Raw genomic sequence first — 13,459 nt, 5'->3', positions numbered from 1 at the left:
TTTACAGTCAACACATGGCGAACGAACATGCCGAACTCCACTGCCTGAGCAACTTCAGCTTCCAGCGCGGCGCCTCTCACCCCGAGGAGCTCGTCGCGCAGGCAGCCGCATTCGGCTACGCGGCCATCGCCCTCACCGACGAATGCTCGCTGGCCGGCATCGTGCGCGCCCATCGCGCACTGAAGGCACTGCCCGAGGACAATCGCCCGAAGCTGATCATCGGCAGTGAGCTGCATCTGGCCGACGGTCCCTGCGTCGTGCTGCTGGCGACCAACCGCGCCGGCTACGGCCAGCTGTCGCGCCTCGTCACCCGCGCCCGGCGCGCCGCCGACAAGGGCACCTACCGGATCACGCGGGCGATGCTCGACGGCGCCTGTCCCGATTGCCTCGCCCTGCTCGTGCCCCCTCCCGGCTTTCCGCCCTTGAAGGACGGCGCAGAAGACCACCTTGCACTGGAGGCTGACGCCGCCTGGCTGGCGCAGCACTTTCCCGGTCGAGCGTGGATCGCGGTGACGACGCAGCTCGACGGCCGCGACCGCGCACGCATCACCTTGCTGCGCCGCATCGCCCGTGGCACCGGCATCCCGGCCGTGGCCGCCAGCGGCGCACTGATGCACGACGCCGCGCGCCGCCCGCTGGCCGACGTGATGACGGCGCTACGCCTGCACTGCAGCGTGGCCGAGGCGGGCCTGGCGCTCGCCCCCAACGCCGAACGCCGGCTGCACGACCGCGACACCCTCGCCCGCCGCTATCCACCCGCGCTGCTCGCCGAAACCCTGGCCGTCGCCGCCCGCTGCAGCTTCAGCCTCGACGAGCTGCGCTACGAATACCCGGCCGAACTCGTGCCCGATGGCGCAACACCGGCCAGCTGGCTGCGCCGCCTGGTGGAAGACGGCCTGGCCTGGCGCTACCGCGACCAGACGGACGCAACGGCACCACCGTCGGTGCGGACCCAGATCGAACACGAACTGGCGCTGATCGCCGAACTCGGCTACGAGCCCTACTTCCTCACCGTGCACGACATCGTCCGCTTCGCCCGCAGCCAGGGCATCCTGTGCCAGGGCCGCGGCTCGGCGGCCAACTCGGCCGTGTGCTGGGCGCTGGGCATCACCGAAGTCGATCCGACCCTGGGCATCATGCTGGTCGAGCGCTTCATCTCGCGCGAGCGCAACGAGCCGCCCGACATCGACGTCGATTTCGAGCATGACCGGCGCGAGGAGGTCATCCAGTACATCTACCGCAAGTACGGCCGCGACCGCGCCGCGCTCGCCGCCACCGTCATCAGCTACCGCGCCCGCAGCGCGCTGCGCGACGTCGGCCGCGCGCTCGGCCTGGGCGAGACGCAGATCGAACGCCTGACGCGCGAGCACCACTGGTTCGACGGCCGCCGCATCCTGCCCGAGCGCCTGGCTGAAGCCGGACTCGACCCCGCCAGCCCGGTCACCCGGCGCCTGGTCGCACTCACCGAGGAACTCATCGGCTTTCCGCGCCACCTGTCGCAGCATGTCGGCGGCTTCGTCATCGCCCGCGGCCGGCTCGACGAGCTGGTGCCGGTCGAGAACGCCGCGATGCCCGAGCGCACCGTGATCCAGTGGGACAAGGACGACCTCGACGCGGTCGGCCTGATGAAGATCGACGTGCTCGCGCTTGGCATGCTGTCGGCGCTGCGCCGCGGGCTGGCGCTGGTGTCGGCCTGGCGCGGGCAGTCATTGACGCTGGCGAGCATTCCGCGCGAACGGCACGCGGTGTATGAAATGCTGTCGCGCGCCGATTCGGTCGGCGTGTTCCAGGTCGAATCGCGCGCGCAGATGACCATGCTGCCGCGCCTCAAGCCGCACTGCTTCTACGACCTGGTGGTGGAGGTCGCCATCGTGCGCCCCGGTCCGATCCAGGGCGGCATGGTCCATCCCTACCTGCACGCGCGCGAACGCGCGGCGCGGCACGAAGACCCGATGGACGGCCTGCGCGCGGAGATCCGCGGCGTGCTGGCGCGCACGCTGGGCGTACCGATCTTCCAGGAACAGGTGATGCAGCTCGCGGTGGTGGCGGCCGGCTTCACCGGTGGCGAGGCCGACCAGTTGCGGCGCGCGATGGGTGCCTGGCGACGCAAGGGCGAGCTCGAGCGCTACCGCGACAAGCTGTTGCAGGGCCTGGCCGACAACGGCTACGACGCCGATTTCGCCCAGCGCCTGTGCCAGCAGATCGAGGGCTTCGGCAGCTACGGCTTTCCCGAATCCCACGCCGCCAGCTTCGCGCTGCTGGTCTATGCCTCGGCCTGGCTGAAGTGCTTCGAACCCGCCGCCTTCCTCGCCGCGCTGCTCAACAGCCAGCCGATGGGCTTCTATTCGCCTTCGCAGCTGATCCAGGACGCACGCCGCCACGGCGTGGAAGTGCGCCCGGCGGACGTCACCGTCAGCGACTGGGACTGCACGCTGGAGCCGGCAGGCGTGCAGATCTCGGACCCGACGACGCCCGCACCGACGGATGCCGGCGCCACCCCCCCCGTTCAGCCACAGCCCGCCGTTCGCCTCGGCCTGCGCATGATCCACGGCCTCGGGCAGGATGCCGCCGCCCGCATCGCCGCGGCCCGCCGCTCGCACGCCTTCGCCGACGTGCAGGAGCTCGCCGCTCGCGCCCGGCTCGATGCCGGCGCGCTGCGCACGCTCGCCGCCGGTGGCGCACTGGCCACGCTGGCCGGTCATCGCCGCCAGGCGCTGTGGCAGGCCAGCGGCGCTGCCCCCCTGCCCGGCGTGCTGGCCAATGCGCCGGGGGGAGATGCGGCCGTCAGCCTCGCCGCCCCGGCCGAGACGGAGGACCTGCTCGCCGACTACGCCCGCCTCGGCTTCACGCTGGGCCGCCATCCGCTGTCATTCGTGCGCGACCAGCTCGCGCGGCTACGCTTCCTCACCGCGACCGACATCGCCCGCGCGCCTGACCGCATGCTCGCTCGCGGCGCCGGACTGGTCACCTGCCGCCAGCGCCCGGGCACCGCCAAGGGCACGCTGTTCGTCACGCTGGAAGACGAGACCGGCCTGACCAACGTCATCGTCCGCCCCGAGCTGTTCGAGCAGCAGCGCCGCATCCTGCTCGGCGCGCGGCTGATGGGCGTGTTCGGCCAGATCAGCCGCCAGGGGCGGGTCGTGCATCTGGTGGCGAGCCGGGTGGTGGACCACTCCGAACTGCTGGGCACGCTGCAGGCCAGGAGCCGCGACTTTCACTGAGCGCGCCCCACGCGCGATTTCAGTCGGCGCAGGCCTTCGGCAGGCAGCGTGCGATCTCGCCAGCCGCCCAGTCCACCAACGCGCCTGTCACCGCCGTCGATGCCTCGCCGAAGCCCGCCACCACCTGCGGCACCGCCACGCCCGCCGGGCGTTGGCGCGCCTCGAACAGCCGCGAGGCGACGATCCGGCGCCCGTCGCGCTGGACCAGGCGCGCGTCCAGGCGCACGACCACCTCGGGCGCACCGTCGCGGTACTCGCTGTGGAAGGCCAGCAGTTCGCTGGCGATCTCGTAGTCCGCCTGCAGCCGCTGTTCATCGCTGCTCAGGGCCGCGATGCGGCCGTCGCTGCGGAAGGCCTCGACGATGCGATCGCGCAGCAGCACCGGCACGGGTTCGCTCCAGTTCGCGCCCTTGTACACGCTGACGCGGTTCGCGTCGGGCACGACGAGGATGCGCTGGCCGGACAGCTGCGTGCCCGCCACCGGGCGGGACACCCGCAGCGACACGGGCAGGGCCTGCTCCCCCTGCCCTTGCGCAGCCATGCGACTCGCCGGCGCGCCCGGCAGCAGATAGGTGTCGACGGGCTCGGGCCGTGGCAGCACCGAGCAGGCCGAGGACAGCACGATCACGGCAACGAGGCCGGCACGGGCCGCGATCCGGTTCAGGGACGAAACATGGGCTTTGCGGACGCTCATGGCGTGAACTCCTTCACTGGCTCGAGGCCGAGCAGATAGTCGGTCGGTCTGTTCTCGAGCTGACGTGTGATGGCGCGCAGCGAGGCCAGCGTGTCGCGCAGCTCGGCCAGTGCCGGGCCGAGTTCGGCCACACCGCGCACGCCGCTGTCGAGCGCGCCGCGGTTGTCGCTGACCAGCGCATCCACCGTCAGCATGGCGCGCTCGAACGCCGCCATCGACTGCTGCGCGCTCTTCAGTGTTTGCGCGCCATGCACGTCCACCAGCCGGTTGGCTGCGCCGACGAGCTTCGTCGCCTCGACCAGTGCGGCGTTGGCCTGCCCGCTGGCGCGCGCCAGCTCGCGCAGCGCCAGCGAGATCTCCTCGCGCTCGGCTGCGATCGTGCCGGTCGCCTGTTCCAGGTTGTGCAGGGTGCGGCCGATGCTGTCGACGTTGTCGGCCGAGAACAGCTCGCGTGCCTGGATCAGCAGTTCGTTGACGTTCAGCACCACGTCCTCGCCGTCGGCCAGGAGCTTGGTCAGCGGTGACGGCGTGGCGATGATGACCGGCACTTCGTCTCCCGATGCGGCGGTCAGCGGCGGGCTCGCCATGTTCTCGCCGCTGCTCAGGCGGATGATCGACATCCCGGTGATGCCCGCCGGCACCAGCCGGGCCTGGGTGTCGGTGCGCACCGGCGCGGCGCTATCGACGCGCACGCGGGCGATGACCCGGCGCGGGTCCTGCGGGTCCAGCCGCAGGCTGGAGACGTCACCGATCTTGATGCCGTTGAACTCGACCGTGCTGCCCTTGGACAGGCCGCTCACCGCCTCCTGGAAAACGATGTCGTAGCTCTGGAACTGCTTGTCGGCGTCGGCCTTGCCGAGCCACAGCGCGAACAGCAACGCCGCGCCGACCACCAGCACGGTGAAGAAGCCGATCAGCACGTGATGGGCACGCGTTTCCATGTCAGGCCTCCCGCCGGGTCGACCCAAGGGCGGCCTGCGCCTCCTTGGTGAACAGCGAACGCAATGTGCGTGGGGATCGTTTCATCTCAGGTTTGCTCCGGTGTGGATTCGGGTTCGCAGCCGCTCGCCTGTGCTGCGTCCGCAGCGGCACGGCCGCGCGGCCCGTGAAAGTATTCGCGGATCCACGCATCGTCGGTGGCGGCCACCGCCGCGAGCGTGTCGTTGATCAGCACCTTCTTCTGCGCCAGCACGGCGATGCGGTCGGTGATGGTGTAGATGGTGTCGAGATCGTGGGTGACGATGAACACCGTCAGCCCGAGCGCGTCGCGCAAAGTGAGGATCAGCTGGTCGAAGGCCGCCGCGCCGATCGGGTCGAGGCCGGCGGTGGGCTCGTCGAGGAACAGGATGTCCGGGTCGAGCGCCAGCGCGCGCGCCAGCGCCGCGCGCTTGACCATGCCGCCCGACAGGTCCGACGGATACTTGTCGCCGGCATTGGCCGGCAGCCCGGCGAGCGCGATCTTGAGCCGCGCCAGCCGCGCGGCATCGGCCGCCTTCAGCCCGGCATGCTCGATCAGCGGCAGCGCCACGTTCTCGGCCACTGTCAGCGACGAGAACAGCGCCCCCTTCTGGAACAGCACGCCGAAGCGACGCTCGACCGCGCTGCGACGCGCGGGTGGCAGCGTCAGCAGGTCCTCGCCGAACACGCTGACCGTGCCCGCCGCCGGCCGGTTGAGGCCGACGATGGTGCGCAGCAGGACCGACTTGCCGGTGCCCGACCCGCCCACCACGCTCAGGATCTCGCCACGGCGCACGTCCAGGTCCAGCCCGTCGTGCACCACCTGGGCACCGAACTGGTTGCGCACGCCGCGCACCTCGATGATGTTCTCGCCAGGGCGTTTCACCAGCCCATCTCCATGCAGAACAGCGCCGCCACCGCATCGACCACGATCACGGTGAAGATCGACTGCACCACCGCCGAGGTCGTGTGCTCGCCCACCGACTGCGCGCTGCCGCTGACGCGAAAGCCCTCGAGGCAGCCGATGATGCCGATGAGGAAGGCGAAGATCGGCGCCTTGGCCATGCCGACCAGGAAATGCGTGATGCCGACGTTGTTCTCCACCACCGACAGGAACATCACCGGCGAGATGTCGAGCTTCGCGGCGCACACCAGCATGCCGCCGACGATGCCGGAGATCATCGCGACGAAGGTGAGCATAGGCAGCGCGATCAGCAAGGCCGCCACCCGCGGCAGCACCAGCAGTTCGACCGGGTCGAGCCCGAGCACGCGGATCGCGTCCACCTCCTCGTTGGCGCGCATCGAGCCGATCTGCGCGGTGAAGGAACTCGCGGTGCGGCCGGCGACGATGATCGCGGTCAGCAGCACGCCGAACTCGCGCAGGAAGGAATAGGCCACCAGGTCGACGGTAAAGATGCTGGCGCCGAACTCCGCCAGCACCGTGGCGCCGAGAAAGGCCACCACCGCACCGACCAGGAAGGTCAGCAACGCGACGATGGGCACGGCATCCAGCGCCGTGCGCTCGAGGTTGGCGACCAGCGAGGTCATGCGCCAGCATCGCGGCCGCAGCAGCACAGCGAAGGCCGTCTGCAGCGTGATGCCGATGAAGCCGGCGATATCCACGACATGGCGCCAGAACACCACCGTCGTGCGGCCGACATGCTCGAGCACGTCGCCCAGCGCGTAGCCCCGACGCACGGGCGCAGCGGGTTCGCTCGCGAGGGCATCCGCCACGGCCTTGAGCAGCGCGCGCCGTTCCGCGCCCAGCGGACTCGCATCGCCGGCCAGGTGCGCGAGGTGCATGGCGCCCAGCAGATCGTGCAGCAAGGCCACGCCGGCGGTGTCGAGCGCGCCCAGCGCGGCGACCTCGATGCGCGTGCCGGGCTCGACCTGCGACCGCAAGGCCGCGACGCGCGACGCGAGCGCACCGTAATGGGCGATCGTCCAGTCGCCGCTCAGCGCCAGACGGCTCTCGCCCGCGCTGCGGGACAACTCGACCGCGCCTTCGCCTGCGCTCGTCATCGCGCTCCGCACTCCTTCCTGACCCGCCTTGCGTCCATCGAGATCCTCACCAATTCGTCATCACGCACAGATTGTCACACCGCAGGCGCCGTCAAGCGGGCGAATCAAGGTGCAGTGCAGCAAATCTTGTTAGAGTGTCATCACCGTCACGCGCGCCGCGCCCCGTCTGCAGCGGCCCGACGACCCGGCCACGGCCATGTGCCGCGGCCCACAGACCGGAAAGATGCCATGAAAAACCAAAACAGACGCAAGACAGCATGGATCCTCGCTGCAGGTCTTGCCCTCGCCGCCATCGTCGCGTGGTCATTCCTGCGCCCGCAGGACGAGGACGGCAACGTCGTCCGTGGCAATGGCCGTATCGAAGCCACCGAGGTCGACGTGGCCGCGAAGGTGGCCGGTCGGGTGCAGGACATCCTCGTCAATGAAGGCGACTTCGTGCAGGCCGGCGACATCGTGGCCCGCATGGACGCCAAGGCGCTCGAGGCCCAGCTCGCCCAGGCCCGGGCCGAAGTCGCCAATGCCGGGAGCGCGCGCGAGACCGCGCTCGCCCAGGTCGCCCAGCGCAAGGCCGACGTGGCGATGGCCGAGGCGGTGCTGGTGCAGCGCCGCTCCGAACTCGACATCGCGCGCAAGACCAGCGCGCGCTCGCAGGCCCTGCGCGCCGATCGCGCGATCTCCGAGCAGGTGGCCGACGACAACGCCGCGCGCGTGCGCAACGCCGAGGCCAACATCAGCGTGGCTCACGCCCAGATCGCCGCCGCGCAGGCCGGCGTGCGCGCCGCCGACGCCCAGGTGGCGCAAGCCAGCGCCGCGATCGAGGCGGCCAAGGCCGTCGTCGCCCGGCTGGAAACCGAGATCGAGGACAGCGTGCTGAAGGCGCCGCGCAGCGGTCGCGTGCAGTACCGCGTGGTGCAGCCGGGCGAGGTGGTCGCCGGCGGCGGCAAGGTCGTCAGCCTGGTCGATGTCGGCGACGTGTACATGACCTTCTTCCTGCCCGAGATGGCCGCCGGACGGGTGGCGATGGGCAGCGAGGCGCGCATCGTGCTCGATGCCGCCCAGCACTACGTGATTCCCGCGAACGTGTCCTACGTTGCCAGCGTCGCCCAGTTCACGCCGAAGGCAGTCGAGACCCAGAGCGAGCGCCAGAAGATGGTGTTCCGCGTCAAGGCGCGCGTCGATCCCGAGTTGCTGGCGAAGTACCCCGAGCAGGTCAAGACCGGCCTGCCTGGCGTCGCCCACGTGCGGCTGAACGACACCCAGCCCTGGCCCGAGACGCTGCAGGTGAAGCTGCCGTGACCCGGGAGGGCGGCGCGATGGGAACGGATACCCGCCAGCACGTGATGCCCGGTGGCGACGCCCAACCGCCGGTCGTGCGCCTCGCAGAGCTCACGCATCGCTACGGCGACGTGCTCGCCGCGGACGGCGTCACGCTCGACATCCCCGCTGGCCGCATGGTCGGCTTCATCGGCCCCGATGGCGTCGGCAAGTCGACCTGGCTCGGGCTGATCGCAGGCGCGCGCCAGATCCAGCACGGCACGGTCGAGGTGCTGGGCGGCGACATGGCCAGCGCGCGCCACCGCGGCGCCGTGTGTCCGCGCATCGCCTACATGCCGCAGGGCCTGGGCAAGAACCTCTATCCGACACTGTCGGTGTTCGAGAACATCGATTTCTTCGGCCGCCTGTTCGGCCAGTCACGCGCCGAACGCGATGAGCGCATCGCCGAACTGCTCGCCTCCACCGGCCTCGCCGACTTCGCCGACCGCCCGGCCAACAAGCTGTCCGGCGGCATGAAGCAGAAGCTCGGCCTGTGCTGCGCGCTGATCCACGATCCCGACCTGCTGATCCTCGACGAACCCACCACCGGCGTCGATCCGCTGTCGCGGCGCCAGTTCTGGGAACTGATCGGACGCATCCGCGCGCGCCGTCCGGGCATGAGCGTGCTGGTCGCCACCGCCTACATGGAAGAGGCCGAGCAATACGACTGGCTGGTGGCGGTCGACGCCGGCCGCGTGCTCGCCACCGGCACGCCGGCCGCACTGCGCGGCCAGACCGGCACCGACACGCTGGAAGAAGCCTTCCTCGCGCTGCTGCCGCCCGAGCGCCGCGGCGACCACGAGGCGCTGACGATTCCGCCGCTCACCGCCGGCGAGGTCGTCATCGAGGCGCGCGACCTGCAGATGCGCTTCGGTGATTTCATCGCGGTCGACGACGTCAATCTGCAGGTGCGGCGTGGCGAGATCTTCGGCTTCCTCGGCTCGAACGGCTGCGGCAAGTCCACCACCATGAAGATGCTCACCGGCCTGCTGCCGCCCAGCCGCGGCGAGGCGCGCCTGCTCGGCGAGGTGCTCGACGCACGCAACATCGACACCCGCCGCCGCGTCGGCTACATGTCGCAGGCCTTCTCGCTGTATGGAGAACTGTCGGTCCGGCGCAACCTGCAACTGCATGCACGCCTGTTCGAGCTGTCGCAGGCCGCGGGCGATGCGCGCATCGCCGAGCTGGCCCGCCGTTTCGATCTCGAGCCGATCATGGACGCCCTGCCCGACGCGCTGCCGCTGGGCATCCGCCAGCGCCTGCAACTGGCGGTGGCGGTGCTGCACCGGCCCGACGTGCTGATCCTCGACGAGCCGACCTCCGGCGTCGATCCGGTGGCGCGCGACCATTTCTGGGCGCTGATCGTCGACCTGTCGCGCAAGGACGGCGTGACGATCTTCATCACCACCCACTTCATGAACGAGGCCCAGCGCTGCGACCGCATCTCGCTGATGCACGCCGGCCGCATCCTCGCCAGCGACACGCCGGCCGCGCTGATGGCGCGGCGCGGCGCCGACAGCCTGGAAGACGCCTTCGTCGGCTATCTGGCCGAAGCGAGCGGCGTGCAACTGCTGCCGCCCGACGCCCCGGCGACCGTGTCCGACGGCACTGCCGCCGCCCCTGCGCCCCACCCGACGGCCCCCGCCCGCGCCGCCCGCTTCAGCCTTGGCCGCCTGTTCAGTTTCAGCATGCGCGAGGCCACCGAGCTGCGGCGCGACCCCTTCCGCCTGACGCTGGCGCTGCTCGGCACCGTGATCCTGATGCTGGTGATGGGCTACGGCATCAGCACCGACGTCGAGGACCTGAGCTACGCGGTGCTCGACCTCGACCGCAGCACGGCGAGCGAAAGCTATACGCTCAACATCGCCGGCTCGCGCTATTTCCTCGAGAAGCCGCCGCTGGAAAGCCATGCCGACATCGACCGCCGCATGCGCGCGGGCGAGCTGGCGATGGCCATCGAGATCCCGCCCGGCTTCGGTCGCGACCTGGCGCGCGGCGCGCGACCGGAGATCGGCGTGTGGCTGGACGGCGCCATGCCGATGCGCGCCGAGGTGGCGCGCGGCTACGTGATGGGCGTGCATGCGCAGACGCTGACCGAGGCGGTCACCGCCTCCACCGGTACGCGGCCCGCCGCGCTGGCCGACATCGCCGTGCGCTATCGCTACAACCCCGAGATGCGCAGCCTCATCGCCATGGTGCCGGCGGTGATCCCGATGCTGCTGGTCTTCATCCCCTCCATGCTCACCGCGCTGGGCGTGGTGCGCGAGAAGGAGCTCGGCTCCATCCTCAACGTTTACACCACGCCGGTGACCAAGCTCGAATTCCTGCTCGGCAAGCAGCTGCCCTACATCGGCTTGTCGATGCTCAACTGCATGCTGATGTTCGTGCTCGCAGTCACGCTCTTCGACGTGCCGTTCAAGGGCAGCCTGGCAGCGTTCTTCCTCGGCGCCCTGATCTACGTCACCGCCACCACTGGCCTGGGCCTGCTGATGTCGACGCTGACCAACAGCCAGGTCGCGGCAATGGCCGGCACCTCGATCGGCACCCTGCTGCCGGCGATCCAGTTCTCCGGCATGCTCGACCCGGTGTCTTCGCTCGAAGGCGCGGGCGCAGTGCTCGGCCAGATCTACCCGACGACGCACTTCCTCACCATCAGCCGCGGCACCTTCGCCAAGGCGCTCGATTTCGGCGACCTGGGCGCCTCCTTCGTGCCACTGCTGGTGGCGATTCCGGTGCTGACAGTGGCTTCGGCGCTGCTGCTGAAGAAACAGGCGCGCTGAGGAGGACGGACCATGGCCACGCGCAAGCGCACGCTGCACAACACCTGGCACCTCGGCATCAAGGAATTCCACAGCCTGCTCGGCGACTGGACGATGCTGTTCCTGATCGTGTTCATGTTCACCGTGTCGGTGTATGCCGACGCCCGCGCCAAGCCCGAGAGCCTGCACCGCGCCTCGATCGCGGTCGTCGACGAGGACCAGTCGCAACTCTCCACCCGCATCATCGCCGCGCTGCAGCCGCCGCAGTTCATCCCGCCCGAACACGTGGCGCTGGCCGACATCGACAAGGGCATGGACGCCGGCCTGCACACTTTCGTGCTCGACATCCCGCCCAACTTCCAGCGCGACGTGCTGGCCGGGCGCGCGCCCGCGCTGCAGCTCAACGTCGACGCCACGCGCCAGAGCCAGGCGCAGACCGGCACCGGCTACATCCAGAACATCGTCAATGACGAGATCCGCGCCTTCGTGCAGCGTTACCGCAGCACCGCGGTGCAGCCGGTGCAACTGGTCGAGCGCGCGATGTTCAACCCCAACCTCACCGAAAGCTGGTTCGCCGCGGTCACCGCGATCATCAACAACATCACCCTGCTCGGCATCCTGCTGACCGGCGCTGCGCTGATCCGCGAGCGCGAGCACGGCACCATCGAGCACCTGCTGGTGATGCCGGTGACGCCCTTCGAGATCATGCTGTCCAAGGTGTGGTCGATGGGCGTCGTGGTGCTGATCGCCTCGTCCTTCTCGCTGCAGGTGGTGGTGAAGGGCGTGCTCGGCGTCGTCGTGCCGGGTTCGGCCGTGCTGTTCGGCGCGGCCACCCTGCTCTACCTGTTCGCGGCGGCCTCGATCGGCGTCTTCATGGGCACGCTGGCGCGCAACATGCCGCAATTCGGGCTGATGAGCATCCTGGTGCTGCTGCCGCTGCAGATCCTGTCCGGCGCACTGACGCCGCGCGAGAGCATGCCCGACGTCGTCAGCGGGCTGATGTCGCTGACGCCGACCACCCACTTCGTCAGCCTCGCACAGGGCGTGCTGTTCCGAGGCGCCGGCATCGACGTCGTGTGGCCGGAATTCCTGATGGTGGCAGCCATCGGCACACTCTTCTTCGCCCTCGCCCACCACCGCCTGCGCAGCACCATCGGCAAGATGCAGAGCTGAACGCGGGCCGCCCCCGCTGCCCGGCTCAGGCGCTGGCCGCCTCGCGCCGGCGACGCATCGCCAGCCAGATCAGCGCCACGCCGGTCAGCACCACCGGCACCAGCGAACCCACGTTCAACAGCGTCCAGCCCTGGGTCGTGACCAGCGCGCCGGACGCGAACGAGGTCACCGCCATGGTGGCAAACACCGCAAAGTTGATCGCCGCCTGCGCCTTGTCCTTTTCCTCGGGGCGATAGGCCTGCATCGCCAGCGTGGTGCTGCCGGTGAAGAGGAAGTTCCAGCCCACGCCGAGCAGGAACAGACCGATCAGGAACTGGTGCAGGTCCTGCCCCGACAGCGCGACCGCGATGCAGGCGAAATTCAGCGCGACGCCCACGCCCATGACCTGCAGCACGCCGAAGCGCTTGATCAGGTGGCCGGTGAAGAAGCCCGGCGCGAACATGCCGATCACGTGCCATTCCAGCACCAGCGCCGCATCCGAGAACGGCATGCCGCACACGTCCATCGCCAGCGGCGTTGCCGCCATCAGCAGGTTCATCACGCCATAGCCCAGCGCCGCGCCCACGGTGGAGACGATGAACACCGGCTGGCGCATGATCTCGCCCAGCGGACGCCCCCCATCGCTGCCCGCGGCCTTGGGCGGCTCGGGCGGAAACCGGATACCGGCCATCACCACCATCGAGACCAGGGCGACGACGGCCAGCGCGAGATAGGAACCGAGGAAAGGCGCGCCCATCGACTCGCGCGTGTAATTGGCCAGGTTGGGGCCGACCACCGCGCCCAGCAATCCGCCCGCCAGCACCAGCGATACCGCCTTCTCGCGGAAGGACGCCGGCGCCAGCTCGCCGGCGGCGAAGCGGTAGAGCTGGCCGTTGGCGCTGTAGTAGCCGGCGATCAACGTGCCCGCCACCAGCAGCCAGAAGCTGCGCAGGTACAGGGCCAGCGCGCACAGCAGCGCCGTCAGCAGCGCCACCAGCAGGCCGAGCTGGAAGGAGGTCTTGCGTCCCCAGCGCTGCTGGCTGCGCGCCACCAGGCCGGTGGACATCGCACCGCCGACCACGTAGCCCATCACCGGCAGGGTTGCCATCCACGCGAGCGGCGCCAGGGTCAGGCCCACCAGGCCGTTGATGGCGATGAAGACCACGTTGTTGGTCAGGAACAGGCCCTGGGCGATGGCCAGCAGCCAGAGGTTCTTCTTCATGAGCAGTTTCTTGTTTTCTGATGCGAGACTGAAATGTACCGCTTTAAGGGATCGAGGTTCCACCCGCGTTCACCTTCGCGGCCAGCAAGACTAGACGACCGGTCTAATTTGCGCGTAT

9 protein-coding genes are annotated in these 13,459 nt (G+C 69.7%); 4 read left to right on the top strand and 5 right to left on the bottom strand.

The genetic code is table 11. The features are described 5' to 3' along the window. Positions 1 to 14 precede the first annotated feature (14 nt). The gene (locus tag AC731_RS02990; RefSeq protein WP_048709161.1) at positions 15 to 3,221 is read left to right on the top strand and encodes an error-prone DNA polymerase; all 3,207 of its coding nucleotides are present in this window, start codon (positions 15 to 17) and stop codon (positions 3,219 to 3,221) included. A gap of 19 nt (positions 3,222 to 3,240) precedes the next feature. On the opposite strand, the gene AC731_RS02985 is transcribed toward AC731_RS02990, so the two are convergent. The 4 genes from AC731_RS02985 to AC731_RS02970 form a co-directional block, all read right to left on the bottom strand. Continuing rightward, a complete protein-coding gene (locus AC731_RS02985; RefSeq protein ID WP_048709159.1) occupies positions 3,241 to 3,915 on the bottom strand; it encodes an ABC-type transport auxiliary lipoprotein family protein in 675 nt (224 codons plus the stop codon). Next, complete coding sequence (locus tag AC731_RS02980; RefSeq protein ID WP_048709158.1) at positions 3,912 to 4,856, bottom strand: MlaD family protein; 945 nt, start codon at positions 4,854 to 4,856, stop codon at positions 3,912 to 3,914. Before AC731_RS02980 ends, AC731_RS02985 begins: the two co-directional genes overlap by 4 nt. A gap of 86 nt (positions 4,857 to 4,942) precedes the next feature. After that, entirely contained in the window at positions 4,943 to 5,758 is an 816-nt protein-coding gene (locus tag AC731_RS02975) for an ABC transporter ATP-binding protein (protein WP_048709155.1), read from the bottom strand. Beyond that, positions 5,755 to 6,894 (bottom strand): ABC transporter permease, encoded by a 1,140-nt coding sequence (locus AC731_RS02970; RefSeq protein ID WP_048709153.1) that lies wholly within the window; start codon positions 6,892 to 6,894, stop codon positions 5,755 to 5,757. Before AC731_RS02970 ends, AC731_RS02975 begins: the two co-directional genes overlap by 4 nt. A gap of 228 nt (positions 6,895 to 7,122) precedes the next feature. Here AC731_RS02970 and AC731_RS02965 point away from each other — a divergent pair, with 228 nt between their 5' ends. Genes AC731_RS02965 through AC731_RS02955 form a run of 3 tightly spaced genes read left to right on the top strand, consistent with a single transcriptional unit; the run spans position 7,123 to position 12,140 of the window. Further along, the gene (locus tag AC731_RS02965) at positions 7,123 to 8,190 is read left to right on the top strand and encodes an HlyD family secretion protein (RefSeq protein ID WP_048709151.1); all 1,068 of its coding nucleotides are present in this window, start codon (positions 7,123 to 7,125) and stop codon (positions 8,188 to 8,190) included. 17 nt (positions 8,191 to 8,207) lie between these two features. Beyond that, the gene (rbbA, locus tag AC731_RS02960) at positions 8,208 to 10,988 is read left to right on the top strand and encodes a ribosome-associated ATPase/putative transporter RbbA (RefSeq protein ID WP_156480632.1); all 2,781 of its coding nucleotides are present in this window, start codon (positions 8,208 to 8,210) and stop codon (positions 10,986 to 10,988) included. Positions 10,989 to 11,000: 12 nt separating this feature from the next. Beyond that, on the top strand, positions 11,001 to 12,140 hold the full coding sequence (locus tag AC731_RS02955) for an ABC transporter permease (RefSeq protein WP_048709147.1): 1,140 nt from the start codon (positions 11,001 to 11,003) through the stop codon (positions 12,138 to 12,140). A 25-nt stretch (positions 12,141 to 12,165) separates the two neighbouring features. On the opposite strand, the gene AC731_RS02950 is transcribed toward AC731_RS02955, so the two are convergent. Then, positions 12,166 to 13,341, bottom strand: a complete 1,176-nt coding sequence (locus AC731_RS02950; RefSeq protein ID WP_048709145.1) for an MFS transporter — start codon at positions 13,339 to 13,341, stop codon at positions 12,166 to 12,168. Positions 13,342 to 13,459: the final 118 nt, after the last annotated feature.

The sequence above is a fragment of the Thauera humireducens genome (genome assembly GCF_001051995.2).
Taxonomy (GTDB): Bacteria; Pseudomonadota; Gammaproteobacteria; order Burkholderiales; family Rhodocyclaceae; genus Thauera; species Thauera humireducens.
This window is presented reverse-complemented; position numbering and strand designations above follow the sequence as displayed.

Coding starts and splice junctions, on each gene's coding strand:
- AC731_RS02990 (WP_048709161.1), top strand. CDS start 15: ATGGCGAACGAACATGCCGAACTCCACTGCCTGAGCAACTTCAGCTTC.
- AC731_RS02985 (WP_048709159.1), bottom strand. CDS start 3,915: ATGAGCGTCCGCAAAGCCCATGTTTCGTCCCTGAACCGGATCGCGGCC.
- AC731_RS02980 (WP_048709158.1), bottom strand. CDS start 4,856: ATGGAAACGCGTGCCCATCACGTGCTGATCGGCTTCTTCACCGTGCTG.
- AC731_RS02970 (WP_048709153.1), bottom strand. CDS start 6,894: ATGACGAGCGCAGGCGAAGGCGCGGTCGAGTTGTCCCGCAGCGCGGGC.
- AC731_RS02965 (WP_048709151.1), top strand. CDS start 7,123: ATGAAAAACCAAAACAGACGCAAGACAGCATGGATCCTCGCTGCAGGT.
- rbbA (WP_156480632.1), top strand. CDS start 8,208: ATGGGAACGGATACCCGCCAGCACGTGATGCCCGGTGGCGACGCCCAA.
- AC731_RS02955 (WP_048709147.1), top strand. CDS start 11,001: ATGGCCACGCGCAAGCGCACGCTGCACAACACCTGGCACCTCGGCATC.
- AC731_RS02950 (WP_048709145.1), bottom strand. CDS start 13,341: ATGAAGAAGAACCTCTGGCTGCTGGCCATCGCCCAGGGCCTGTTCCTG.